Genomic DNA, 25,500 nt, shown 5'->3' with positions numbered 1-25,500 from the left:
CCAATCATGGCCGGCGATACCGAACAGCTAGTCGTCTCACTCGAAGCCCGTATCACACAGTTCGAGAAGGCCTTCGCGCGTGCCAACGCGACGGCTTCCCGCAACTGGACCGCGATCGAGCGGCGCGGGCAGCAGGCTGCGCGCAACCTTGAGCGCTCATTCGCACGCGCCGGCAATGGCGTGAGCGCACAGATCAGCCGCATGGCGAGCACGTCGGCGGCGGCGCTCGGCGCAGCGCTGAGCGTGTCGCAGATCGCCAAGATGGCGGACGTCTACACGAACCTCTCGAACAAGCTGGCCGCTGCCGGCGAGACAATGGGAAGCGTGTCTGCACGACAGGAAGAGCTCGTGCAGATCGCCCTTCGGTCGCGCTCGTCGCTGGAGTCCGTCGGCGACCTCTACACCAGCCTTCGCCGCTCCACGGCCGACCTCGGCGCCAATCAGGCACAGGTCTCACGCGTCACCGAGACCATCAGCAAGGCCTTCGCTCTGTCTGGTGCGTCAGCAGCAACGGCATCCGGCGCGATCACGCAGCTGGGACAGGCCTTCGCCTCTGGCGTGCTTCGTGGCGATGAACTGAACAGCGTGCTCGAAGGCGCCCCGCCCCTGGCCCGCCTGATCGCGAGGGAGTTCGGCGTCTCGGTCGGTGAACTGAAGCGGCTCGGCGAGGAAGGAAAGCTCTCGGCCGATCGCGTGTTTCAGGCGCTCCTGAACGGCTCGAAGGAAATAGAGACACAATTCGCCGCGACGACCTCGACGATCTCGCAGGCCTTCACGAACCTTGAGACGGCGATGACGGCTTGGCTCGGCAAGGCGGATCAGGCCAACGGCGCCAGCGCGAAGATCGCAGGCGGCATCAACGCCCTCGCTGGTGCGATGGAGACCGTCGCGCCGATCGCGTTCAGTCTCGGCGCCGCGCTTCTCGCGCTGCCGCTTGGACCGATCGCCGCTGGCCTCGCTGGTGCGGCGACGGCGAGCTACCTTTTCAGCGACTCGATCCGTCCGATCGCCGGTGAGCTCGCCACGCTAGGCGACTATGCCCGCGTCGCGTTCGATCTCGTCTCGATGCTTTCCGTCGACGCTGCGAACGCTCTGGTCGAGTCCTTCCGTCAAGCCTCGGAGCTCGTGGTCTCGGCCCTGAATGCCATCGGCGCACCGGAGGCCTTCACGGCGTTGCTCGCGGCCGTCAAGACGACCGTGAACGGCGTCATCGGCGCCTTCGCGATGGCAGCGAAGACGATCATCGCAACGTGGTCGACGCTTGGCGGCGCGATTGCCGAGAGCATCGTCGGCGCCATGAACGCCGTGATCGCCACGATCGAGGGCGCGATCAACCGGATCGTCGGCGGTGTCAATTCCGTCCTGGGGTCCATCAACGCGGGCGGCGCGAAGGTCGGCGTCGACCTCGGCTTGTCCAACATCTCGAACGTCAGTCTCGGACGTGTGGCGAACTCCTACGCGGGCGCCGGCAAAGTCGCGGGCGATGCGTTCGGCGATGCGTTCGCTGCGCTGTCGAAGGATTACGTCGGCGACGCCCTCGGCGCAGTCAGCGACAAGGTGAAGGAGGTCGGCGACAAGATCAGGTCCGACGCCAACGCCCTCGCCGACAACCGTGCGGAGATCGAGCGGCGCAGGCAGCAGAACCTAGCGGGCAAGGGCGGCTCGCTGCTTCAGCCGCTCAAGGCACCGGGAGCCGGCGTGGCAGCTGGTGGCGGCGGTGGCGGCGGTGCGTCCGAGAACGGCTTCGACAAGACCGTCGCGCAGATCGAGCAGCAGATCGCCGCCTACGAGCGCCAGCGGCAGACCCTCGGCATGACGAACGCGGAAGCTCTGCGCTTCGAGACGACGGCGAAGCTCCTGAATGCCGCACAGCAGGCGGGAATCTCGATCAACGACGAGCTCCGCGCCAAGGTCGACCAGCTGGCGACGTCCTACGCGAACGCGGCGACGAAGCTGGAAGAGGCCGAGCGTGCGCAGCAGGAATTCCGGTCCGCTGCACAGAGCCTCGGCTCTTCGCTGGCCTCTGGCCTGACCGATGCGATCTTCGAGGGCAAGAAGCTGAGCGAGGTCTTCAAGGACTTGGCGAAGCAGATCGCGAACATGCTCATTCAGAAGGCGATCTTCTCGCTCATCGGCGGCTTCGGGTTCGCCGACGGCGGTCCCGTTCGAGGCTTCGCCACTGGCGGCTATGTCAGCGGTCCCGGCACCTCGACGTCGGACTCGATCCCAGCACTCCTGAGCGACGGCGAGTTCGTCATGAACGCCAGCGCCACGCGGCGCTATGGCCCGCTTCTGGCGGCGCTGAACAGCGGCAAGGCGCTCCGGCTGGCCGATGGCGGTCCGGTCGGTCCGATGCCGCTGCCGAGCACGTCGGGAAAGGCTGGCGCGTCTCAGGTCATCACGCTCGCACCGACGGTCAACGTGAACGCCACTGGCGGGAAGCCCGAAGAGAACCGCGACCTCGCAGCGAAGATCGGCGGCGAGGTGCAGCGCCAGCTTCGAGGCCTGATCGCGACCGAGCTCCGGCAGCAGTTGAGGCCCGGCGGCATCCTTAATCGGTAAGGTTTGGCGGGATAAATCGCGTTTTCCATGCGAAACGCTACTCTATACTACTGTTTACTGTCTGTTCCGGCAACTGTATAATGTTGCGCAGTGAGTAACCCGGAGTGTCCATGCATGGCCGCTAATCTTGTTCGTCTCAGCGCCGAGCGTTTCGCGCAGCTGAGTCACCTTGCCGCAGCACGCCGCACGTCTAAGGCGGCTGCGCTCGACGTCCTGTTTCAGCTTGGGGTCGATGCCGGTGTGATCCCGGCCGAGATTCCCGGCGTCGAAGTCATCGCCGTCGGCCCTTACGTCGCAATCACGACGGGCTCCTTCACGCTTCCCGGAATCGGCCGGTCACAGGCCATCCGCATCGCCGACGCGATCGATGGCGTCGCAGAAGGCACGACCGACAGCGGCGTCGAAGTGCGGTTCCCTGACGGTGCGAGGCTGGAAGTCGTGCGGTTCGGCCGCGCGGTGGCGCTTGTGTTCACCGATCCCGATGGCACCAGCGCGAAGAAGGTCTTCGGCTCGATCGCCGTGGCGCACCAGTTCGCCGAGTTGATCCGGAACGCTGCCGAGACACCGTGAGAAGTAAAAAGCCGCCCGGAGGACACACACCGGGCGGCTTAGGAGTCAGTAATGTCCCCTTTGCAAGGACCGCTAGGACAGCAGAACCAAAGGACCCAATAATCATATGAGACTTTCAGCCGAAGTTCAAGCCGAGATTGAAGCACGCGTTGCCGATATCATTCGGAATGACCCGAATAAATCTGGAGCAGAAGTTCGCGAGATCGAATATCTACTCGCTGAGTGGGATCTGGACGACGAACGCAATGGCGCTTCTGATGACTATAGCGCCAGCGACACGGATCAGATCGATCTGGTCGCGATGCCGATCGAGTTGCCGGCGCCGGTGATCGGCACGCCCTCGATCGAGGTGCACGACGACGAGCCCGATCCCGAGCCGGTGGCGGCCAGCCCACTTCGCCAGCGCGTCCCTTGGAAGCACACGAAGGTCTACCTCAAGGACGCGAAGCACCCGCTCTTGCGTGCCGCCTATGAGCACTTCGAGGCGAAGCGCGAACGGCAGGAGGAAGCCAAGCGGCTGATGAAGCGCACGCTGCGCAGCGAGAAGGCTGCTGAAGCCCGACAGGCGCCACGGACGGCGATCGAGCGGGAGGCCCGGAAGAAGCTTGCCAAGCTCTATCGGACAACGCGCCACCATCGAACCGACAAGGCCGTTCAGCAGATCGTCGGCCGTGAGCGCGAGATCGTCGCCTTCTGGACCGCGATGCAGTTGGCCGCGCTGGACGGCAAGACGGTGACCGACGCAGCGGTGGCCGCGATCTTCCTGGCGCTTCCAGACGCGGTGAAGGAGTGCACGAAAAGCGCCGCACGTCAGCGCCGGCTTTTGATCGCGCGCCTCGAAGAGCGCGGTCTCATCTAGAGCTTCCAGCGCCCAAAAAGCACAACGCCTCCGGCATCATTGACGGAGGCGGTGGCCTTGCGCACCCAGTGGTCGCCGAAGACCGGGCATGTCGGCTGCCGTGGGAATGGTGGGCAACGTGACCAGCAGACCGACGCCTGAAGCTTGGCCTTAGCCGAGTTAACGAGTGGCGAATATCCCGCGCCGCATCTGTGATTTCCGGCATAGACCTTAGTTGATTAGCGCCCGGTCAGCTTCGGGGCCGACCGGGCGCCGTCACCTTCGGAGATGGATTCCAAACCCGGAGGGTGAGCCCGCAAGATAGCCGGGCAAAGCTCTAGCGTCGCCATCGGTCGAGCACGGATGCCGCGTTACCCTGCCGGCGCCGCACCGCGTTACCCTGGCCCTGAGCGCGGCACGTCCGTCGTCACGTTATCAGGGATGAAGCCTCAGTAACGCATACACGAGAACCGGCGCTTTCTCAGGCCTCAGAGCCCGAAAACCAGCCAGAACACCGCCGTTCTGGTCGTTCTGCCGCGTTACCCTGCCGGAACAGGAGCGCGTTACCCTTGGTCTACAAACCATTGAAAACCAACGGTTTTTTCAATACGACACGCGTTCGGTTTTCCTTACTGTCTACGTTTCCTACTTTCCTAAGTATCTATTTCTTCTGCTCGCGCCTCCGGCGCTGCGCGGCGGGGAGTGCTCGCTTCGCTCGCTCCCCGCCCTAGGGTTCTGATTTCATCGCCGGGATTGAGTGGAGCTCTGGGATCAAGAACCTCCGGTCACCCTTTGGGGTCGAGGTAGCGAGGTGAAGAAGGAAACCAAACACCTCCGGTTCCCCTACGAGGTCCGAGGTATCTCTCTGGAAGGAAACCCAACATCCTCCAGGACGTAGCGAAGCGTCGCGGTGCGCCTCTCGAAGCAGAGAACCAAATTCTATGCCGCTCGCGGCGTCGTTCCGAGGTTCGTCCGCGCGTAGATTCGACGCTAGGGCCTCTAGGAGCCCCGTATAGGCCGGTCGACTCCTTCGTGAGTCCTTGGCACCGAGCGCCGATTAGCGGCCGTCTACGGAGCTCTAACGCGACCGTCGCCTTTTCCCGCCGCCGTGCGCATTGCCTGTGAAAAGATGGCGCGGAGTCGGCTCAAATGGTTCCGGCCCGGTTGCATGCAGCGCCGAACCACCACCATGCTCGTCGCCGGTGAAACGAAGTAGGCGAGGCGCGGATGAGCAGTGTTTTCGGACTGGAACTGATGAAACTCGTTCCGACAACGATCCTTGGCCTGATCGCGGTTTACATAGCATGGAGGCAATACACAACAGCGCAGGCGCAACACCGGACAGCGCAGGAGAAACTGGCGCTCGATCTTTTTGAGAAGCGCACCGAAGTCTTCAATCTTGCGACGCAGGCTGTGCAAGAGCGCCTCACGGTGCCGGTCGGTGACAGAAAGGAGTTCGCGAAGATGCACGAGGCCATAGGCCGTGCTCGGTTCTTGTTCGGCGACGAGGTGCGGGCGCTCTTGAAATCCACACTAGAGGACATGGCTCACCACGCCGTTGCAGAAGACAAGATGACGCGACCTCTGAGTGACGATCAGAGAGGCCAAGAGCTCGACGCGACGATCGCGCGGATCGATAAGCTGATCGCGTTCTACGACAATCTAGCGAATGCTTGCGAGCCCTACATGCGGATGGATCAGAAGCTTCCGGTCCGCAAGAAATAGCTCACTGCATCAGCTCTCGGATGCCCTGCCACGCGACATCGGTCGTCACGAACGTCGCGTGCCACATGCCGCAGATCATGCTCACGGCGCCGACCTTGTTTCCGTCCTTCAGCATCGCGGCCAGCCCGGTCTTGAACATCTGGTGGACCTCGGCGCGGCCAGCGGGATCGGACTTTGCGCCGCCCTTTGACGCCAGACCCGACAGTGCGTAGGCCAAGGATGGGATCGAGGTCTGCACCTTCGACGCGTCCCGGTCGAGATAGCCGTTGCAGAAGATGTAGAGTTGCTGGTCGCGATCCTGGGCAGCAGCGGACCCCAAAAGCGTTACCGCAAACACGCATGCTGCTAACGTTCGGCCGATGCCCATGATCATGCCCCGCGATCATCACGTTCGGGAAGTCTAGTCAGACAACTCTGGCACGACAATCGCGCGATCAGTCAACGCTGACTTATCTTTATTTTCCTAGACGCGAGGCCTTCGGATTGCGATTCTTCGCTCGTCTCAACAGGAGAACGAAGCGATGCACCTCGAAACCATCACACTCGAAACCTGGGCCGACCTCAACGACCGGATGGACATCAGGCACCGGCACGACGACGGCACCACGCTGACCGTCACCGGACATCACCCGGAACTCGGCGCCGTGGTCATCGTTCAGACGATCGACGGCGTGGCGCTGGTGAGTGAAGTGCCGGTTTCGGCCTTAAGTCATTGAAATCGCTCAATCCAATCTTCCTATTTCTTCCTATTGATTTGCCATGATTTTTCTGAGACAAGCAATCTCAAGATGATTTTGAGGGCGCCGGAAGCACACCGCTTCGGCGCCCTTTTCTGTTCGGTATATATGCCGACTAAATCCGGCCGGCACACCTAACACAGCAAGGCCAAAACGCTGCCGAATGATCGGTCAGCGGACGATCAACCATGCGCGGGAGACCGCGCCAGCAATAGGAGCATGACAATGAATATAGCTAACTCGTCTCTCATGACCCCGAAGCGTCGCGCAATTGAGGCCTTTAATGCTGCAGAGTGCATGGCAAGGCCTACCGCAATCGAGATCACGTTCGAGTATCTTTTGAGGGCGTATCAGTGTGGTGCATTGAGATCGACGTCAACGCTCCGCACGCTTGCGGCCGTCGCCGAAATTATCGTCGAAATCAAAATTCTCGTCCCGAGCTATACAGGTCCTTACGAGGGGTTAGCGATCGTCCTGTTCAACTTGCTGGACGAGGATCTTTGTGCCGCGCTGGGCGAAGATCGCGATGAGATCGAATGCGAGACGGTGGCAGACGTGGCGTCGGTCTTCCTTCGCTATCTGCCGTTGCTCATGGCGGACTGCGCCGCTGGTGAAGTTGCCGCCAAGCCGAAGACTCGCGGTAAGGCAACTGCCGGCTGACGGCGCGGCAGTCTGCACCAGTCCTAATAATCAGCCCCGCCCTCACCGGCGGGGCGCTTCCGCTATTGCTGAGGGCGCCAGCTTGGCATTGACAAGAGAAGCGCAAAGCGTTCGGCTTAAGGAATGCGACACGTTGCGAAGCTTCTTCTGTTAGCAGCCGCACCGGCCCTTACTGGCTGCAGTGAGGTCATTGAAGATATTCGAACCCAAGGAACAACGGCTGGATACAAGCGCTGCTATGATAAACTGATTGCTCAAACACTTAGTGCCGTTTCTGCGCGAGCGTTCTGCGTTTCGAAACATGAAGCACCGCTAAAGAACGTGGAACTTGGCGGAAATGCATCCTTCGGATTCATTGGAACTTTTTCAGGGCAATTGTTTAACAAGTCAAAAGATTACGTTGTCACCGAGTATTTCGTCGGCGTTCGATCGATTGACCCTCCGATCGCAGATTTCAAAACGCTCAACGGCTGGATTGAACCTCAGCGTTCTGAACTTTTTACTCTCTCTGAGATTTCTAAAGAGTGGAATGAGATAGAGAACTCGAAGAAGAACTTTACGTGGACTGCTACTGCGAATAAGGGGATTCGGGTTTCCGACTGAGTGGGACACAAAGCGCGATACAATACACAGATACAAACACCTTGCCGGAAAACCAATAACATATTGATTTTGTTGACTGTAATATCCTCTCCAACGAGTTCAATCCTCTCCGGCAGCACCAGCAGGTTTGTCACGCAGGGCTGCACCGTCTCCGACCGTCGCCATGCCGGTCCGCGCGAGGCTACATTCGACCTCCGTCCGCGACGAGATCACGGGTCTGATCCCCGAGCACTGCCCTGCAGCGAACCGCCGCTTGCCGCGGCGACCGCCGTGCAGGGCGCTCAGCGCGCGAAGGCACCATCCTTGCGCTTCAATCCCTCGGCCAGGAAATCGATGAAGACGCGGACCCTGGCGGGGACGAGCCTCGTTTCCGTCAGCGCATAGACCGGGATGGCAGGAGGGCGCCAATCGGGCAGGACCGGCCGGAGGCGGCCCGCTTCGACGTCCTGCGCGACCATATCGTGCGGCAGCGCCCCGATGCCGATCCCGTGCAGGGCCAACCTGCGCAGCAGGCCGATGTTGTTGGCGGCGAACCGCCCCGACACGGGGACGGTGGCCTCCTCGCCGGTGCGAACGTTGAGGAGCGGCCACGGGCGGTCCGCAATCTTCAGGCAAGGCACGGCCAACAGGTCCTGCGGGGTCCGCGGCACGCCGAATGCCGCGACAAGGGAGGGAGCAGCGTAGAGCGCCAGGGCCGACTCGCCGAGCTTTCGGGCGATCAGGGTCTGCGCCTTCGGCTCGCCGATGCGGATGGTCAGGTCCACGGGTTCTGCGACGAAGTCGCTCTGGCGCGGCGTGACGTCCAGTTCGACGCTGATGCCCGGATACAGGCGCAGGAACTCCGCAAGAAGATCGCTGAGATAGACGACCGTGAAGTCGACGGGCACGGAGGCGCGGATGAGCCCGGTCGGGCGCAGCACCGCCTCCGACAGTTCCTCGTGCGCCAGTCGCGCCTCGTCGATGACCCTGCGGCAGCGCTCGAAGTAGACCCGCCCGGCCTCGGTGAGTTCGACCCTGCGGGTCGTACGGGTGAAGAGCCGCAGCCCGATCTCCCGTTCCAGGCCGGCGATGCGGCGGGACAGGGTCGAATTCGGGATCCGCAGCCGGTCTGCGGCCGCGCGAAAGCCGCCCGTCCTCGCCACCTCGACGAAGAGATGCATGTTGCTCAGGATGTCCTTCATTGCTCCGTAGACGGATCAGTGTTCCCCACGGATGCAGGTTTATCCGATTCTACAGCAGCAATAGCCTGAGGTTCAGCCAATACCGTCCGGCATGGAACGAGGCTTCCTGCACCGCGGGCGGAACCATGCCGGTCGAAAGGGAGCAGGGCATGACGCAACCTTCCTCCGCCGAAGCGGATTCGACCGGTCCGCACCGCAGGCCAAGGGTTCTCATCGTCGGCGCAACCGGATTCCTGGGCGCGAAGATCCTGCGCGAGCTGGAACGGGACGAGTCCGTCGCCGTGAGGACCATCTCGCGGCGCGGGGTGCCGGCCGGGGCGAGCCCGGCGGTCGAGTGGCTGCGCGCCGACCTGATGGATCCGGTCTCGCTCGACGCGGCGCTCTCAGGCGTCGACATCGTCGTCAGCTCGGCCAACGGCTACATGAAGGAAACCATCCAGACCGACTTCCAGGGCAACCGGAACCTGATCGAGGCTGCGTCACGCGCCCGGGTGAAGCGCTTCGTCTTCCTCAGCATCGTGGCCTGCGACATGGCACCCGACGTGCCTCACTTCCACGCCAAGAAAGTGGCCGAAGACCTGATCAAGGCTTCGGGCCTGCCGTACGTCATGATCCGCGCGCCAGCTTTTCTGGACCAGAGCCCGGATTATGTAGCCGACGGCGTGAGGGCGGGCCGGTACTATGCCGTGGGCGACAGGAACACTCGGTGGTCCTACGTGCTGACGGACGATCTGGCGGAGAGCGTCGCGAAAGCGGCGACGTTTCCGGACGAGACGATCGCCAGCCAGACGATCGACGTCGGGTGGAGCGATGGCGCCCGCAGTCAACAGGAGATCGCGGCCCTGATCACGCAGGTGACCGGAAGGTCCCTGTCGATCTGGGTCGTGCCCTGGCTGGCCATCCGCGTGCTGACGCGGCCGGTGAAGCTGGTCTCCGAGCTGGGCTATGACCTGATGAAGATGTTCCTGTTCTTCAGGACCGGACGCTTCGTCGCGGACACCACGCGGCAGGACGCGCTCTTCGGCCGGGCTCCGACGGCCCTCGAGGCGATCACGCGATGGGCCAGGCGGAACGGACTGCTCTCCGGCCAACCGGAGTGAGGCTCGAACGCGGCAGCACCGGCAAAGCCAGGAGCCTGGGTCAAGTGGCGCTCGTCGCAGCCGCGGGATCGGTCGTGACCGCCAGCACGTCGAGCAGCCTCACGCCCCCGCCGGCGGGCAGCACGCGCAGTGGGTTGATCTCCAAGGTGTCGATGACGTCGCTGTAGGCCCCAGCGATGGCGCCAAGGCGAACCATCGCATCGAGGAGGGCCTCGACGTCGGCGGGAGGGGCGCCGCGCCAGCCGGCGAGGAGGGGCGTGACCCGCGTGCGGTCCAGCATCCGGCGCGCGGCCGAGCGGTCCACGGGCAGCACCTCGACCGCGGCATCACGGACGAGTTCGACGAGGATGCCCCCGCTCCCGACCGTCAGCACCGGGCCGAAGGTGGGATGGCGCGTGACGGACAGCACGAGGTCGATCCCATCGCCTGCCATCTCCTGCACCAGAATGCCGTCGATGCGCGCCCCCGGCACGTGCCTGGCGACGGCGGTCATGATGGCCGAAAATCCCGCGCGCACGGCGGCCTCGTCCGCGAGACGCAGCTGGACGCCGCCCACGTCGGTCTTGTGGGCGATGTCCCGGGATTCGACCTTGAGCGCGACGGGACCGGCGATCTGCCGCCAGAGCGCCGCCGCCTCGTCCGCGGAGCGGGCGAGTCCCTCCCGCATCGCGGGAAGACCGTGGGCGGCGAGGAAGGCGCGGCCGAGCCGCTCGGTCAGGGGCTCGGCCCTGAGCCGCGCGTGCCAGGCGGGGTCAGGAGCGAGGTCGGCTACGCCCCGGGAGAGACCGGTGACGGGCGGTGACAGCAAGGTCTTCAGCGCCAGGAGACCGGCGCGTCCGCCGTGCAGCAGCGGCACGCGGCCGGCGAGGGCCCGTGCGAAGGCGGGATGCGACTCCACGAGGTTCGACAGCACGACGAAGGGCACCGGTGCCGCGGCGGCAAAGTCGGCGAGAGCCCCGGCGATGCCGGCATATTCCTCCGCGCCGCCGGCATCGAGCCCGGCCGGGACGTCCTGCACGGCGACGATGGCGCCGGTGGCGGGGTCGCTGGCGAGAGTCTCCAGCGCGCGGCGATAGACGGACGAATCGCCGAAGACCACGCCCGTCAGGTCGAGCGGGTTCTGCGGCGTTGCGAAGGGCGGAAGGATCGAGCGCAGCGACGCGGTCGTCTCCACGCAGAGGGCTGGCAGAGACAGTCCCGCTGCATCGGCGAGGTCGCTGGCATGGGCCATCCCGCCCCCGCTCACGCCGACCAGCACGACCCCGCGGCCGCGCCCTGCGGCAAGGCGACGGCCGCCTTGGGCGGACAGAAGCGCGGCGGTCTCGACGGCCGTAGCCATGTCGTCGACGGCATGGACGCCGATCCGCTCGAACCAGGACTGGAACGCCGCGTCCGGACCCAGCAGCGAGCCGGTGTGGGCCGCGCTGGCCCGCGCGCCAGTTGCCGAGCGACCGGCGCGCAGGACGACGACGCGCTTGCCCGCGTCGTTCATCGCGGTCACGGCGCGGGCGAAGGCGTCGGGCTCGGCGATCTTCTCGACGACGAGCAAGGCGGCGGCGGTACGCTCGTCAGCCGCAAGGAACCGCAGGTAGTCCGGCATGTCGGTGACGGCCGCGTTGCCGGCGGACACGAGCAGGCTCACGCCGAAGCGGCCGGAGTGCGCCAGCGCGATCCCGAGCGCGCCGGAGTGGGAAAGCACCGCGACGTTGCCGGGCGGGATCGGCGCAAGGCGCGAACTGTAGAGGGCGAGCCCCGTCGCGGTCTCGAACAGTCCCAGGCAGTTCGGCCCGCAGATGGCCATGCCGTGGCGCACCGCGATCGCCTTCAGCCGCTCCTGGCGGGCGAGGCCCTCCGGGCCCGTCTCGGTAAAGCCGCTCGCGAGCACCACCGCGCCGCGCACGCCGATCGCGCCCGCCTCCTCCAGCACGTCGCAGACCGCCTCGGCCGGAACACCGATGAGCACGGCGTCCGGCGGGGCGCCGAGGTCGGAGAGGCGGGGTACGGCCGGCAGGCCGAACACGGTCGCCGCGGTGCGGTGGATCGGCAGGACCCGGCCCGCGTAGCCCTGCGACTGGAGGTTGCGCATGACGAAGCCGGCGGAGGCCCCCGGCCGTTCCGAGGCGCCGACGACGGCGACGGATCCGGCCCGGATCAGCCGCCGCAGCGCCTCGTCATGCGCCCCTGCTGACATGGTGCGCTCAGTCGAGGCCGCGGAAGGGGGCGTCGCGGAACTCGAGGTACTCCTTCAGCGACATCTTCGCGAGCTTCGCCATCCACTCGCGACCCTTGGTCGAGGTGTGCAGGGCCGCCATGGCCTCGACGTTGTAGTCCCAGGACGAACGCAGCCCCGCGATCATCTGCTGCTGGTTGAGCGAGGCCTTGGCGAACTTGATGGCCGGCGCCGGCATTCGGGCGAGCTTGCGAGCGATCTTCAACGTCGCGCTCTCCAGCTCGGCCGCCGGGACCACCTTGTTGATCAGGTGCATCCGCAACGCCTCCTGCGCGTCCACGAGGTCGCCCGTGTACATGAGCCAGCGCACGTCGCGGCTGGCCAGCAGCCACGGCATCATCAGGGTCGGCGGGCCGGAGTTGTGCCGGACTTCCGGCTCGCCGAACCGGGCCGTGTCGGCAGCGATGGCGAGGTCGCAGCACATCATCAGTTCGAGCGCGCCGGCCAGCGCGTAGCCGTGGACTGAGGCGAGCACGGGAATGGGCGCGCGGTAGACCTCCAGCCACGCCTCGGCGTTCTCGCTCATGTCGTCGCGCCAGAACTCCACGTCGACGTCGAAGTCGCCGCCCTGGAGATCGTACCCCGCCGAGAAGCTGCGTCCCGCGCCGCGGATCACCAGCGCATTGACGGCGTCGTCCGAGGCGCAGGCCTTCACCGCGTGGACGATCTCATGGATCACCGTCTTGTTGATGGCATTGAGCTTGTCGGGCCGGTTCAGCGTGAGGACGGCGAAGGCATCGTCCTTGTCCTTCTCGAGGAGGATCGTCTCGTAGGTCATCGCGGGCTCCGGCGGCGGGGATGGAACGGGAGGCCCGGCACTCCGGTCAGGCCTCGGCGGGTTCGGCCGCGGCCGACAGGGCGGCGGCGAGAAAGCGCGGCGAGAGCTCCGGCAGCACGGTCGCGGTGTTCTCCACCGTCAGCGCAGCGAGCACCGTACCGGCCCGCACGGCGTCGGCCAGCATGTCGCCGGCCAGGAGCCGATGCAGCGTGCCGGCGATGAGGGCGTCGCCCGCTCCCGTCACGTCGACCGGCCGCGCCGGGCGGCTCGGGATCGAGGTCACCTCGCCCTGCGTCGCCACCACGGCCCCGGCGCTGCCCTGTGTGATCACGGCCGCCTCGACGCCCCGCGCCACCAGCGCCGCGGCCGCGTTGCGCGGGCGCGGCAGCGAGCCGAGCAGCGCGCCCGCCTCGTCGTGGTTGGTGAACAGCAGGTCGATGCCCGAGAGGTCGGACGGCAGTCGCAACGCCTTCGGCGTCGAGACGGTGTTGACGGCGAGGCGGAAGCGGCCGGAGTGCTTGCGGGCGACGACGTGGGCGATCACCTCGGCAGGCAGGTTGCAGTCGAGGAAGACCCAGCCGGCCGAGGCGATCTGCGGCCATGCTCGGGCGACGTCGTCGACGCTGAACAGGTCGAAGATGTCCATGTCGGCGAGGCCGACGACGAGGTCGCTCTCGGGTCCGAGAACCGCGACATACTCGGCCGTCCGCTCGCCGCGCCCGATCATGACGGCGGACGTGTCGACGCCGAGGCTTCGCAGGTGCTCCACCATGGAGCGGCCGGCCTCGTCGTCGCCGACGATGGAGACGAGGCTCGTCGCCACGTTGAGCCGCGCGAGGTTCTCGGCGACGTTGCGGGCGACGCCGCCGAAGGTCCGGAAGCCGGAGGCGGGATTGGACGTGTGCGGCTCGATGGGCTTGCGGGTGCGGTACTTCCGGTCCAGGACGGCGCCTCCGAGGCAGACGACCCGACGGGCCTCCGGCAGCAGGTAGCCGCGGCCCAGGATGTGGCCCTTCTGGATCAGCGAGACGATGTGCGCCGCGACGGTTGAGCGCGCGATTCCCAGCGCGTCGGCGATCTCCTGCTGGCTCACGAAGGGGTTCGCCGCGATCGCCTCGAGCACCGCGCGCTCCTGCTGACCGAGTTCGATCGAGGCCATCGTTTCCGCCCTTGTGTGCGTCGAGTAGGGCAACAGGCATCTTGCTTGTCAACAATTGTTGATGCCGCTAGCCTGATACCAACGGGCTGTCCCGCGACCGGCGGCGACCCGCGAAGGCAGGGGCCGCATGACGACGCAGACCGTCTCCGCCGACATCCCCGTCATCGACATCGGCCCCTTCCGCCGCGACGATCCTTCCGCCGAAACCGTCGTCCGCGCCGTCGAGGCGGCCTGCCGCGACACCGGCTTTTTCCTCGTGACCGGCCATGGGGTCTCGCCGGAAACGACGGACCGGCTCTACCGGCTGGCGCGCGCCTTCTTCGACCGGCCCGACGACGAGAAGCGGCGCTCCGGACAGGGCACGGAGGTGCCTGGCGGCCTGTCCTTCGCGCCGCTGGCGCAGGAGGCGCTGGCGGCGACGCTCGGGATCAGGACTCCCGGCGACTACAAGGAGAGCCTCAACCACGGGCCGCGCCTGCCAGGCGGACCGTGGCCGGACCAGCCTGCCGGACTGCGCGAGGCCTTCGTCGACTATTTCGCCGAGATGGAACGGCTGGCCCACACGCTGCGCCGGGTGTTCTGCAGGGCCATCGGCCTCCCCGCGGACCATTTCGAGCCCTGCTTCACGCAGCATCTGTCGGCGCTGAGGGTCATCAATTACCCGGAGCAGACGGTCGATCCCCTGCCCGGCCAGCTGCGCGCGGGCGTCCACACCGACTACGGCTTCATGACGATCCTGCGGTCCGAAGCGTCGAGCGGCGGGCTGCAGGTGCGCCGCCGAGACGGGACATGGCTCGATGCGCCGTCCATCGACGGAGCCTTCGTCGTGAACATCGGCGACGCCTTCATGCGGTGGACGAACGACACCTGGGTCTCGAACCAGCACCGGGTCGCCAACCCGCCCCGCGAGGGCGGCGGCACGTCGCGGCGCCAGTCGATCCCGTTCTTCCTGAACCCGAACGCCGACACGCTGATCGAGTGCCTGCCGCAGTTCAGGAGCGAGGGGCGACCAGCGCGGTACGAGCCGATCACCTATGCCGACTACATCAAGCTGAAGACGAGCCAGGCCTTCGCGGCCTAGCCTCGTCGTCGACATCGAACCGGTCACGGAGGGGGAAGACGATGACGGTCATCGACAGGAGGCAGGCCCTCGGGGGCCTGGCCGGGATCATCGGCGCCGGCGCGTTCGGCGGTCCGCTCAGGGCGCAGGGCAAGACCCTGATCGTGCCGACGCTCGGCGGAGTCTGGGAGCAGTTCTGGCGCAAGACGATCGGCCCGGCCTTCACCAAGGCGTCCGGCGCGGCCGTCACCTTCGAGGTCGGCAACGGACGGATCTTCGGCGCCAACCTGCGCGCCGCGGGCGTGGCCAAGCCGCCCTACTCCGTCATCATGACGAACGAGGTCTTCGCCTCCAGCCTGCGCAAGGAGGGCTTCTTCGAGAAGCTCGACCTCGCCAAGGTCCCGAACTACGCCGACCTGTACCCGTTGGCGAAGACCACCGAAGGCTTCGGCGCCATCGCGGCCGTGTCGCCCATCGGCATCGGCTACCGCACCGACATGGTCAAGACCCGCCCGAAGGCCTGGAAGGACCTGTGGACCAACCCCGAATTCAAGGGGAAGATCGGCCTCTACAACTTCGCCAACAGCGCCGGGAAGATGGAGCTGCTGCTGGCCTCGAAGATCTTCGGGAAGGACCAGTACGACGTCGACGCCGGCTTCGCTGCGCTGGCGAAGCTCGGGCGCGTGATCCAGGTCGACTTCAACCTCTCGACCGCGCTCTCCAGCGGCGAGATCGTGGTCGCGCCCTTCGACTTTGCCGAGATCGCGCGCCTGCAGGGCCAGGGCCTGCCCGTCGACTACGTCATCCCCGAGGAGGGGATGCTGATGTTCGACCAGACCCTGAACATCCTCGTCAACGGCCCGGAGAAGGAACTCGCCTACCAGTACGCCAACTTCATCCTCTCGCCGGAGATCCAGGACCTGATGATGCGCGAGTTCTACATCTCGCCGACCAACCAGAAGGTCGTGGTGCCGCCGGAGCTGAAGAAGGCCGTGCCGATCTCGGGCGCCGAGATGGCGAAGATCCTCACGTGGGACTGGGACTTCGTGAACAAGAACCAGGGCGACTTCGCCGAGCGCTGGGCGAAGACCCTGAACTGACCCGCAGGCCCGCCGGCGCGGACGCACCGTACCGCGCCGGCATCCCCCTCGAGACGCCTGCCGGAACCGCTTCATGACAGAAGTCAGCATCAGGGGGCTCACCAAGTCCTTCGGATCCGGCCCCGTGGTGGACGAGCTTTCCCTGACCATCGGGCACGGCGAGTTCGTCTCGCTGCTGGGCCCCTCCGGCTGCGGCAAGACGACGACGCTGCGCATGATCGCCGGCTTCGAGGAGGCCGACGCGGGGACGATCGCCTTCGACGGCGCGGACGTGCTGCACGTGCCGGCCGAGCGCCGCGACATCGGCATGGTGTTCCAGAACTACGCGCTGTTCCCGCACATGACGGTCGGCCAGAACCTCGCCTTCGGCCTGGAGATGCGCCGCATCGCCCGGCCGCAGATCGAGGCGCGGGCGCAGCGGGCGCTCGAGATGGTGCAGCTGGCGGGGCTTGGCGACCGCTACCCCGGGCAGCTCTCCGGCGGGCAGCAGCAGCGCGTGGCGCTGGCGCGCGCCCTCGTCATCGAGCCTCGCATCCTGCTGCTCGACGAGCCGCTCGCCAACCTCGACGCGAAGCTGCGCGAGGAGATGCGCGAGTTCATCCGAGACATCCAGCGCCGCGTCGGCATCACCACGGTCTACGTCACGCACGACCAGGCCGAGGCGCTCAGCATGTCGGACCGCGTGGTCGTGATGTTCGCCGGCCGCATTGCCCAGGACGGCACGCCGGACGCCATCTACGAGCGGCCGGCGAGCCGGCAGGTCGCGGGCTTCGTCGGGCAGGTGAACGTGCTGGAAGGCGTCGTCGAGAGCGTCGGCGACGCGCATGCAACCGTGCGGCTGCCTTACGGGACCGTCCGTGTCCCGAACGCCGGGCCCCTCGTTCCCGGCCGGACGGTGGCGATCGCGGCGAGGCCGGAGGCGATCGGCGTCGCGACCACCCACGCCGACGGCTGGCGGGGTCGCATCGCCGGGCGCCAGTACGCCGGCAACCTCATCAACTACCGGGTGGCGATGGACGACGGCAGCGTGATCCACGCGCAGACCTTCGCCTCCAGCAACCACCCCACGGGCGCGGCCGTGACGCTGACGCCGGACGAGGGCCGCCTCTGGCCCCTCGGAGCCTGACGGTGGCACGCTCTCGCCGGCCGACGGCCGCGCTGCTCCTGCTGGCGCCCGCAGCCCTGCTGCTGCTCGTGTTCCTCGTCATCCCCTACGTCAACATCGTGCTGATGAGCGTGCGTGCACCGGGCTCCGGCACGCCCTACGGCGAGGGGTGGTCGCTGGCGGCCTACCGCAAGTTCTTCTCCGACGGCTTCTACCTGCTGCAGGTGGCGAACACGCTGTGGATCGGTGCCGTCGTCACCGCCTGCGCGCTGGTCATCGGCTTCCCGGTCGCCTGGCACATCGCCCGCACGAAGAGCCGGCTGCGCGGCCTCTACTACAGCATCGTGCTGGCGCCGCTGCTCGTGGGCATCGTCATCCGCTCCTACGGATGGACGGTGCTCCTCGGCAACAACGGCGTCATCAACCGCACCCTTCGGGACTGGGGCGTCATCGAGAGCCCCCTGCCGCTGATGTACAACGGGCTCGGGATCGTCATCGCCCTCACCCACGTGCTCCTGCCCTTCATGGTGCTGCCGATCATGGGGGCCATCCAGGGGATCAACCCTTCCCTCGAGCAGGCGGCCCGGTCGCTCGGCGCGAGCCGCGGCGTGGCCTTCCGGCGGATCGTCCTGCCGCTCGCCATGCCGGGCATCCAGACGGGATGCATCCTCGTCTTCGTGCTCGCCATCAGCGCCTACGTCACCCCTGCCCTCATCGGCGGGATGCGTGTGAAGACGATGGCCGTCACCGTCGTGGACGCGCTGATCGACACGTTCCAGTGGCCCTTCGGCTCGGCGCTCGCGCTCATCCTCTCCGTCATCGGCGCGCTGTGCGTCGTCGCCTTCGCGCGGGCGACGCGGATGCGCTGGAAGGTGGCCCGATGAGCACGCGCCTCCTCACGGCCTTCTGCATCCTCGTCTACGCCTTCCTGCTGGCGCCCATCGTCGTGGTCGTGGCGGCGTCCTTCAACGCGGGGAACTTCCTCACCTTTCCGCCGCAGGGCCTGTCGCTGCGCTGGTACGTCGTGTTCTTCGAGAACGAGGTGTTCATGCGCGCCATCCGCACCTCGCTGTGGGTGGCCACCGTCACCACCGTCATCTCGACGATCATCGGGACCGCGGCGGCGATCTACCACGTGCGCTTCGCGGGGCGCTGGAAGGAGCCGGTGCGCGTCGCCATGCTGGCGCCGCTGCTCTTGCCGGAAGTGCTCACGGCCATCGCGCTGCTGTTCTTCTTCTACGCCATCGGGCTCGGCACCCGCACGATGGTCGGCATGATCATCGGCCACGTGATCATCACGCTGCCCTTCGTGTTCATGAACGTGGCGGCCGCACTCGAGAGCTTCGACCCCACCTACGACCTTGCGGCCCGCAGCCTCGGCGCCGGTCGCTGGACCCGCTTCACCCGCGTCATGCTGCCGCTCATCAAGACCGGCGTCATCGGCGGCGCGCTCTTCGCCTTCATCATCTCGTTCGACACGTTCACCATCTCCTTCCTGCTGAAGGGGATCGGAACGTCGACGCTGCCCATCCAGATCTTCGACTACCTGCGCACCAACTTCACGCCGGAGGCGGCCGCGGTATCCTCCGTCAGCATCGCGATGACGATCGCGGTGGTTCTGGTGATCGAGAAGGTGCTCGGCCTTCGCATCCACCGGTTCTGACGCCCGCGCGCGAGCAACCAGGAGCGCCTTGAGCGAAATGCAGCAGCCCCCGTCGCTCGACGAGAAGTTCACGCTGGAGCGCGGGCGCGTGCTGCTCTCGGGCAACGAGGCGCTCGTGCGCATGATGCTCATGCAGAAGGCACGCGACCGCGCCAACGGGCTCCACACCGCGGGCTTCGCCTCGGGCTACAGGGGCTCCCCGCTCGGCCGCCTCGACCGGGAGTTCGAGAAGGCAGGCCACCTGCTCTCCCGCAACGACATCGTCTTCCGGCCCGGCCTCAACGAGGACCTAGCGGCCACCGCCGTCTGGGGCACACAGCAGCTCGGCCTGTTCCCCGGCGCGCGCTACGACGGCGTCTTCGGCCTGTGGTACGGCAAGGGCCCCGGCGTCGACCGGAGCATGGACGTCATCCGCCACGCGCAGGCCAGCGGCACCGCTCCAAACGGCGGCGCGTTGCTGCTCGTCGGCGACGACCACGGGGCGGTGTCGTCCACCCTGCCCCACCAGAGCGAGCACAACCTCATCTCCGCCATGGTGCCGCTGCTGAGCGCGGCCGGGGTGGGCGAGTTCCCTGCCTTCGGACTGCTCGGCTGGGCGATGAGCCGCTTCTCGGGCTCGTGGGTGGGCTTCAAGTGCCAGACGGACATCGTCGAGAGCACGGCCACCGTCGAGGTCGACCCGCTGCAACCGGAAATCGTCTTTCCAGCGGGTGTGGCAGGCGCCCCATCGCTCGGCATCCGCTGGCCCGACGGCCCGGCCGCGCAGGAGCGCCGCCTGTTCGAGGACAAGATGGCGGCCGTGCTGGCCTTCGCCCGCGCCAACCGGCTGAACCGCGTCACGACGGGCGAGGGCCGTGCGAGGGTCGGCGTCGTTGCCTCGGGGAAGGCATGGCTCGACCTTCTGGGGGCATTGGCCCTGCTCGGCATCGACGAGCGGCGGGCCGAGGCCCTCGGCCTGCGGCTCTACAAGATCGGGCTCGTCTGGCCGCTCGAGCCCGAGGGACTGGAGCGGTTCGTCGACGGGCTGGAGACCGTGCTCGTCGTCGAGGAGAAGCGGCCGGTCATCGAGACGGACATCAAGGCCCACCTCTTCAACCGGCCCGCGGACCGTCGCCCGCGGATCGTCGGCAAGGCGGGGCTCGACGGCGCCCCGCTCCTGCCGGCGTGGGGCGAGATCGATCCCGCGATGATCGCGCGCGCGCTCCTGCGCTTGCTCGGCCCGGCGGCGGATGACCTGGCGGCCCGTGCCGCAGCGGTGCTCGCGCCGGAACCGACCATTCCCGCCCCGGCTGCCGGCGCCACGCGCGAGCCCTATTTCTGCGCCGGCTGCCCGCACAGCATCTCGACCCGCGTCCCGGAGGGCAGCCGCGCCTCGACCGGTATCGGGTGCCACATGATGGTGATCGGCGTGCCCGAGCGCGCCACTGCCACCTTCACCCAGATGGGCGGAGAAGGCGTGGCGTGGACGGGGATGGCGCCGTTCACGGACGAGCGGCACATCTTCGTCAACATGGGTGACGGCACCTATTTCCACTCGGGGCTGCTGGCGATCCGCGCCTCCGTCGCGGTCCGGGTCAACGCCACCTACAAGATCCTGTTCAACGACGCCGTGGCCATGACGGGCGGCCAGAGGCACGACGGCGACCTCACGGTGCCGGACCTCGTGCGGCAGCTCGAGGCGGAGGGCGTGGCCCGCGTCGAGGTCGTGGCGGAGGATCCGGACAGGTGGCTCGGCCAGCTCCCCGGCGTCACGCTGAGCCATCGCGACGCACTCGACGAGGTGCAGCGCCGGCTGCGGGAAATCCCCGGCGTCACCGCCATCGTCTTCGACCAGGTGTGCGCCGCGGAGAAGCGCCGGCGGCGGAAGCGCGGGCAGATGGAGTCCGGTCCGCGCCGGGCCTTCATCAACGAGCTCGTCTGCGAGGGTTGCGGGGACTGCTCCGCCGTGTCGAACTGCATTGCCGTGGAGCCGGTCGAAACGGCCTTCGGCCGCAAGCGCCGGATCAACCAGTCCAGCTGCAACACCGACCTCTCCTGCATCAAGGGCTTCTGTCCGAGCTTCGTCACGGTGGAAGGCGCCGTGCCGCGCCGTGGCCAGGTCGCGCTGCCCGACCCGGCGGCACTGACGGCCGGCCTTCCGGAGCCGGAGCTGCCGGCGCTCGCTGAGCCCTGGGCCATGCTGCTCGCTGGAATCGGCGGAACGGGCGTCCTCACCGTCAGCGCGATCCTCGCCCAGGCAGCGCATCTCGACGGCCACTGCGTGCAGGCCCTCGACCAGACGGGCCTCGCGCAGAAGAACGGCGCCGTCCTCTCCCACCTGCGCCTCGCGCGCGATCCGGGCCACCTCAACGCCATCCGCATCGGCCGGGGCGAGGCCGACGCGCTGCTTGGCTTCGACCTCGTCACGGCGGCCGGGCCGGTAGCGCTGCGCACGGCCGCGAAGGAAAGGACCCGCGCCGTCGTCGACCGCGCCGTGGCGCCGACCGCGGCCTTCGTCAAGGACAATGCCGTGGACATCCGTGGGGCGGCCTTGGCCTCGGCCATCGCCGGAGCCACGGGCGAGGCGCCCCTCGCCGTCGATGCCACGGACCTCGCCACGCGCCTGCTGGGCGACGCCATCGCCGCCAACATGCTGGTGCTGGGGTTCGCGTGGCAGCGCGGGCTCGTCCCGTGCAGCCTCGGGGCACTCGACGCCGCCATCGCGCTCAACGGCGTCGCCGTCGCGATGAACCGCGCCGCCTTCGCCCTCGGACGCCTCGCCGCCCACGACGCCGGGGCACCGCTGCTGCAGGGCGTCCCGAAGGGCGCGGCCCCTGATGGCTCCCCCGCCGAGCGCCTGAAGCGCCGCGTCGCGTTCCTGACCGACTATCAGGATGCGGCCTATGCAGCCCGTTTCGAGGCGCTGGTCGCGCGGGCGAAGGCCGCCGAGCAGCGTCTCGGGCCCGGCTTCTCCGGCCTCGCAGAGGCAGTCTGCGACAACGCCTTCCGGCTGATGGCGTACAAGGACGAGTACGAGGTGGCACGGCTTTACACGCTGCCATCCTTCCGGGAGGCCCTCGGCGATGCGTTCGAGGGGCGACCCAGGCTCCGCTTCCATCTCGCCCCGCCTTTGCTCGCGCGCACCGATCCGCGTACGGGGCGTCCCGCGAAGATCGCGTTCGGCGCCTGGATGCTTCCGGTGTTCCGGCTGCTGGCATCGCTCAGGACGCTGCGCGGGACGGCCTTCGACCTCTTCGGCCGCACGCAGGAACGGCGGATGGAGCGCCGTCTCGTCGAGGGGTACGCCGGCCTCGTCGGCGAGATCGCCGACGGCCTGACGCCAGACAATCATGCCGCGGCCGTCCGGCTCGCCGGCTGGCCCTCGGACATCCGCGGCTTCGGTCCGGTGAAGCTCGCGGCGGTCGAGCGTGCGTCCCTGAGACGCGACGAACTGCTGGGCCAGTGGCGGCAGGCGCGCGCCGACGTGGCGGCCTGACGGTCACGGCCTCGCCATGCATCACGATCCCATCGTCTCATCATGAAGCTGCGCCAGATCGAGGTATTCCGGGCCATCATGCGGGGTGGCTCCACGACGGCGGCGGCCAGCATGCTGCGGCTGTCCCAGTCCGCCGTGAGCCGCCAGCTGACGCAATTCGAGGAGGAACTCGGCTTCGCGCTCTTCGAGCGGCACAAGGGCCGGCTGGTGCCCCTGCCCGAGGCGCAGGCCCTGCTCGAGGAGGTCGGCGAACTGACGGCGATCCTGACCCGCCTCAAGCGCTACACAGAGGACATCAAGGCCGGTACGACCGGCCAGCACCTGCTGAAGGTCGCGGTACCGCACTCGCTCATCACGTCGCTCATGCCGGAGGTGATCGAGGCGTGGCTCGTCGGCCGCCCCGACGCAGCCATCGAGCTCATCGGCGGGCACTACGACGCCATCCTGCACATGGTCAGTTCCCGCGTCGCCGATCTGGGCTTCGTAGCGCTGCCCGCCAACGAATCCGGGCTCGACAGCCGCGTGCTCCTGCGCTCGGCCTCGGCCTGCGTCGTGCCGAAGGGGCACCCGCTGGCGAAGCGCAAGGTGGTCCGGCCCGGCGACCTCGCCGGACACCCGCTGATCCTGCTGGGGCGCCAGCGGCCGGCCCGTGCCGGCTTCGAGCGGCTGCTGCGCCGTCACCATGTGTCGCCCGTAGCGCGCATCGAGGTCCACTCCGTCGAGGCGACCTGCGCCTTCGTCGCCCGCGGGCTCGGCGTCGGCGTGGTGCCGGCGGTCCTCGCCCGCCTGTTCTCCCACCTGCCCATCGTGCAGGTGCCCTTCGAGCCCGGCGTCCACGGCGACTACGGCATCGTGACCCCCAAGGGCGCGCCGCTTTCGCGGATGGCGGAAGGCTTCGTCACGATCCTGGCGGCACGCCTGCGCGGCGAGTGAAGGCCGCCGCCAATCGGGTGGTCACCACAGCGCGCTCCGGATGAGCCGATGCATTTCGCGCATAGGATTGCGCGACTTCGCGCATCACCGCACTCTTGTTCATCGCCTGCCGGGAGTCCCCCGCCGTCATGACGGTCTTCGTCATCCGCCGCCTGCTACAGAGCCTGGTCGTGCTGGCCGCGACGGCGGCAATCGTGTTCCTCGGCGTCTACGCCATCGGCGATCCCGCGGAGATGCTGATCGCGCCGGATGCGACGCCGGCGGAGCGCGCGCAGGTGGAGGCGGCGCTGGGGCTCGACAAGCCGCTGCCGGCGCAGTTCCTCACCTTTCTCGTCAACGCCCTGCACGGCGACCTCGGACGATCCTTCGTCTTCGACCAGCCCTCCATCTCGCTGATCCTCGGGCGCCTGCCCGCGACGCTGGAACTGGCCTTCGTCGCGGTCCTGATCGCCCTCGTCCTCGGCATCCCGCTCGGCCTCGCCGCCGGCCTGAAACCGCGCTCGTTCGCCGACGAGACCATCATGACCGGGTCCATCCTCGGCTTCAGCCTGCCGAATTTCTGGCAGGGCATGATGCTGATCATGATCTTCTCGGTCTGGCTCGGGTGGCTGCCCTCGACGGGCCGCGGGGCCACCGGCACGATCCTCGGCATCGAGACCAGCCTGGCCACCTGGGACGGCATCCGCCACCTGATCCTCCCGGCGGTGAACCTCGCGCTCTTCAAGCTGGCCCTGGTGATCCGCCTCACCCGCAACGGCGTGCGCGAGACGATGCCGCTCGACTTCGTCCGCTTCGCCCGCGCCAAGGGACTCACCGAGCGGCGCATCGTCCTGGTGCACGTGATGAAGACCATCATGATCCCGCTCGTCACGGTGGTCGGCATGGAGATCGGCTCGCTGATCGCCTTCGCGGTGGTGACGGAATCGATCTTCGCGTGGCCGGGAATCGGCAAGCTGCTGATCGACAGCATCATGAAGCTCGACCGGCCGGTGGTCGTCGCCTACCTGCTCGTCGTGGTGAGCCTGTTCATCGTCCTCAACTTCGTCGTGGACGTGCTTTACTCGTGGCTCGACCCGCGCATACGGCTGGGGCGCACGTGATGGCCACACTGTCCGCCCGCCTCGGCCTCGACGCACTGGCCGCCTCCGACGCACCCGCCGGCCGTGCGCTCGCCGGGGTGCTGAAGAGCCCCAAGGCGACGGTGGCGGCCGTCGTCTGCCTCCTGCTCCTTGCGGCCGCCCTGTTCGGCCCTGCACTCGCCCCGCAGGATCCCTACGACCTCAACACGCTCGACATCATGGACGCCAAGCTCCCGCCGGGATCGGAGAGCATGAGCGGGGGCACCTTCTGGCTCGGCACTGACGGCCAGGGCCGCGACATGCTTTCGGCCATGATCTACGGGCTGCGCACGTCGCTCTTCGTCGGCGTCTTCGCCGGCGTGGCGGCGCTCGTCGTCGGCACGACGCTGGGCCTCGCCGCGGCGTTCTTCGGCGGCCGCGTGGAAAGCCTGATCATGCGCATCGTCGACCTGATGCTGGGCTTTCCAACGCTGCTCGTCGCACTGATCCTCCTCGCCCTGCTCGGGCAGGGCGTCGGCAAGGTGATCTTCGCGCTCGTGCTGGTGCAGTGGGCGATGTTCGCGCGTGCGGTGCGCGGCGCCGCGCTCGTGGAGAAGCAGAAGGACTACATCGAGGCGGCGCGGATGCTCGGCCTGTCGAAGCCCCGCATCCTCTTCGGCCACCTGCTCCCGAACTGCCTCTCGCCCCTCATCGTCATCGGCACTCTGCAGGTGGCCAACGCCATCGCCGCGGAGGCGACGCTCTCCTTCCTCGGCATCGGCCTGCCGATCACGCAGCCTTCCCTCGGGCTGCTGATCGCCAACGGCTACCAGGTGCTGCTCTCGGGGCAGTACTGGATCAGCGTCTATCCCGGCCTGCTGCTACTCACCCTCGTCTTCAGCATCAACATCGTCGGGGACCGGCTGCGCGAGGTGCTGAACCCGCGGCTGGCGGAGCGCTGAC

22 protein-coding genes are annotated in these 25,500 nt (G+C 67.3%); 17 read left to right on the top strand and 5 right to left on the bottom strand.

The window, feature by feature from the left end; translation table 11 throughout:
* Window positions 1-6: 6 nt before the first annotated feature.
* The 4 genes from ACX9GQ_RS02000 (at window position 7) to ACX9GQ_RS01985 (ending at window position 5,695) form a co-directional block, all read left to right on the top strand.
* Complete coding sequence (locus ACX9GQ_RS02000; protein ID WP_459627855.1) at window positions 7-2,562, top strand: tape measure protein; 2,556 nt, start codon at window positions 7-9, stop codon at window positions 2,560-2,562.
* 114 nt (window positions 2,563-2,676) lie between these two features.
* A complete protein-coding gene (locus ACX9GQ_RS01995; RefSeq protein ID WP_459627854.1) occupies window positions 2,677-3,132 on the top strand; it encodes a hypothetical protein in 456 nt (151 codons plus the stop codon).
* 106 nt (window positions 3,133-3,238) lie between these two features.
* Window positions 3,239-3,991, top strand: coding sequence for a hypothetical protein (locus tag ACX9GQ_RS01990; RefSeq protein WP_459627853.1), 753 nt, complete (start codon window positions 3,239-3,241; stop codon window positions 3,989-3,991).
* A 1,206-nt stretch (window positions 3,992-5,197) separates the two neighbouring features.
* On the top strand, window positions 5,198-5,695 hold the full coding sequence (locus tag ACX9GQ_RS01985) for a hypothetical protein (RefSeq protein ID WP_459627852.1): 498 nt from the start codon (window positions 5,198-5,200) through the stop codon (window positions 5,693-5,695).
* Window position 5,696: 1 nt separating this feature from the next.
* Here the strand turns inward: ACX9GQ_RS01985 and ACX9GQ_RS01980 are convergent, their stop codons facing one another.
* Window positions 5,697-6,068 carry a hypothetical protein gene (locus ACX9GQ_RS01980; RefSeq protein ID WP_459627851.1) on the bottom strand — a complete coding sequence of 124 codons (372 nt, stop codon included), beginning with the start codon at window positions 6,066-6,068 and terminating at the stop codon, window positions 5,697-5,699.
* A gap of 148 nt (window positions 6,069-6,216) precedes the next feature.
* On the opposite strand from ACX9GQ_RS01980, the gene ACX9GQ_RS01975 reads away from it, so the two are divergent.
* The 3 genes from ACX9GQ_RS01975 (at window position 6,217) to ACX9GQ_RS01965 (ending at window position 7,695) form a co-directional block, all read left to right on the top strand.
* Window positions 6,217-6,411, top strand: coding sequence for a hypothetical protein (locus ACX9GQ_RS01975; RefSeq protein WP_459627850.1), 195 nt, complete (start codon window positions 6,217-6,219; stop codon window positions 6,409-6,411).
* Window positions 6,412-6,657: 246 nt separating this feature from the next.
* Window positions 6,658-7,092 (top strand): hypothetical protein, encoded by a 435-nt coding sequence (locus tag ACX9GQ_RS01970; RefSeq protein WP_459627849.1) that lies wholly within the window; start codon window positions 6,658-6,660, stop codon window positions 7,090-7,092.
* A gap of 123 nt (window positions 7,093-7,215) precedes the next feature.
* Window positions 7,216-7,695 carry a hypothetical protein gene (locus tag ACX9GQ_RS01965; protein WP_459627848.1) on the top strand — a complete coding sequence of 160 codons (480 nt, stop codon included), beginning with the start codon at window positions 7,216-7,218 and terminating at the stop codon, window positions 7,693-7,695.
* Window positions 7,696-7,976: 281 nt separating this feature from the next.
* Here ACX9GQ_RS01965 and ACX9GQ_RS01960 read toward each other — a convergent pair whose 3' ends face one another.
* Window positions 7,977-8,876, bottom strand: coding sequence for a LysR family transcriptional regulator (locus ACX9GQ_RS01960; RefSeq protein WP_459627847.1), 900 nt, complete (start codon window positions 8,874-8,876; stop codon window positions 7,977-7,979).
* A 149-nt stretch (window positions 8,877-9,025) separates the two neighbouring features.
* Here ACX9GQ_RS01960 and ACX9GQ_RS01955 point away from each other — a divergent pair, with 149 nt between their 5' ends.
* Entirely contained in the window at window positions 9,026-9,976 is a 951-nt protein-coding gene (locus ACX9GQ_RS01955; RefSeq protein ID WP_459627846.1) for an SDR family oxidoreductase, read from the top strand.
* A 40-nt stretch (window positions 9,977-10,016) separates the two neighbouring features.
* On the opposite strand, the gene ACX9GQ_RS01950 is transcribed toward ACX9GQ_RS01955, so the two are convergent.
* Genes ACX9GQ_RS01950 through ACX9GQ_RS01940 form a run of 3 tightly spaced genes read right to left on the bottom strand, consistent with a single transcriptional unit; the run spans window position 10,017 to window position 14,143 of the window.
* Window positions 10,017-12,167 (bottom strand): acetate--CoA ligase family protein, encoded by a 2,151-nt coding sequence (locus tag ACX9GQ_RS01950; RefSeq protein ID WP_459627845.1) that lies wholly within the window; start codon window positions 12,165-12,167, stop codon window positions 10,017-10,019.
* 7 nt (window positions 12,168-12,174) lie between these two features.
* Window positions 12,175-12,984, bottom strand: a complete 810-nt coding sequence (locus ACX9GQ_RS01945; protein ID WP_459627844.1) for an enoyl-CoA hydratase/isomerase family protein — start codon at window positions 12,982-12,984, stop codon at window positions 12,175-12,177.
* A 46-nt stretch (window positions 12,985-13,030) separates the two neighbouring features.
* Window positions 13,031-14,143 (bottom strand): carbohydrate kinase, encoded by a 1,113-nt coding sequence (locus ACX9GQ_RS01940; RefSeq protein WP_459627843.1) that lies wholly within the window; start codon window positions 14,141-14,143, stop codon window positions 13,031-13,033.
* 127 nt (window positions 14,144-14,270) lie between these two features.
* On the opposite strand from ACX9GQ_RS01940, the gene ACX9GQ_RS01935 reads away from it, so the two are divergent.
* The 9 genes from ACX9GQ_RS01935 (at window position 14,271) to ACX9GQ_RS01895 (ending at window position 25,499) form a co-directional block, all read left to right on the top strand.
* Window positions 14,271-15,224 carry an isopenicillin N synthase family dioxygenase gene (locus ACX9GQ_RS01935; RefSeq protein ID WP_459627842.1) on the top strand — a complete coding sequence of 318 codons (954 nt, stop codon included), beginning with the start codon at window positions 14,271-14,273 and terminating at the stop codon, window positions 15,222-15,224.
* 41 nt (window positions 15,225-15,265) lie between these two features.
* Complete coding sequence (locus ACX9GQ_RS01930) at window positions 15,266-16,303, top strand: ABC transporter substrate-binding protein (protein ID WP_459627841.1); 1,038 nt, start codon at window positions 15,266-15,268, stop codon at window positions 16,301-16,303.
* Window positions 16,304-16,376: 73 nt separating this feature from the next.
* On the top strand, window positions 16,377-17,429 hold the full coding sequence (locus ACX9GQ_RS01925) for an ABC transporter ATP-binding protein (RefSeq protein WP_459627840.1): 1,053 nt from the start codon (window positions 16,377-16,379) through the stop codon (window positions 17,427-17,429).
* A 2-nt stretch (window positions 17,430-17,431) separates the two neighbouring features.
* Complete coding sequence (locus ACX9GQ_RS01920) at window positions 17,432-18,292, top strand: ABC transporter permease (RefSeq protein WP_459627839.1); 861 nt, start codon at window positions 17,432-17,434, stop codon at window positions 18,290-18,292.
* Window positions 18,289-19,071 carry an ABC transporter permease gene (locus ACX9GQ_RS01915; protein ID WP_459627838.1) on the top strand — a complete coding sequence of 261 codons (783 nt, stop codon included), beginning with the start codon at window positions 18,289-18,291 and terminating at the stop codon, window positions 19,069-19,071. The genes ACX9GQ_RS01920 and ACX9GQ_RS01915 overlap by 4 nt, the downstream gene beginning before the upstream one ends.
* 37 nt (window positions 19,072-19,108) lie before the next feature.
* Window positions 19,109-22,546: an indolepyruvate ferredoxin oxidoreductase family protein gene (locus tag ACX9GQ_RS01910; RefSeq protein ID WP_459627996.1), complete on the top strand. Its 3,438-nt coding sequence runs from the start codon at window positions 19,109-19,111 to the stop codon at window positions 22,544-22,546.
* A 42-nt stretch (window positions 22,547-22,588) separates the two neighbouring features.
* Window positions 22,589-23,479, top strand: a complete 891-nt coding sequence (locus ACX9GQ_RS01905; RefSeq protein ID WP_459627837.1) for a LysR family transcriptional regulator — start codon at window positions 22,589-22,591, stop codon at window positions 23,477-23,479.
* 128 nt (window positions 23,480-23,607) lie between these two features.
* Entirely contained in the window at window positions 23,608-24,579 is a 972-nt protein-coding gene (locus ACX9GQ_RS01900) for an ABC transporter permease (RefSeq protein WP_459627836.1), read from the top strand.
* Entirely contained in the window at window positions 24,579-25,499 is a 921-nt protein-coding gene (locus ACX9GQ_RS01895; protein ID WP_459627835.1) for an ABC transporter permease, read from the top strand. The genes ACX9GQ_RS01900 and ACX9GQ_RS01895 overlap by 1 nt, the downstream gene beginning before the upstream one ends.
* Window position 25,500: the final 1 nt, after the last annotated feature.

It is taken from the genome of Alsobacter sp. R-9 (genome assembly GCF_054612375.1).
Note: the sequence above shows the minus strand (reverse complement) of the source record. Positions and strands in the feature narration are given on the sequence as shown.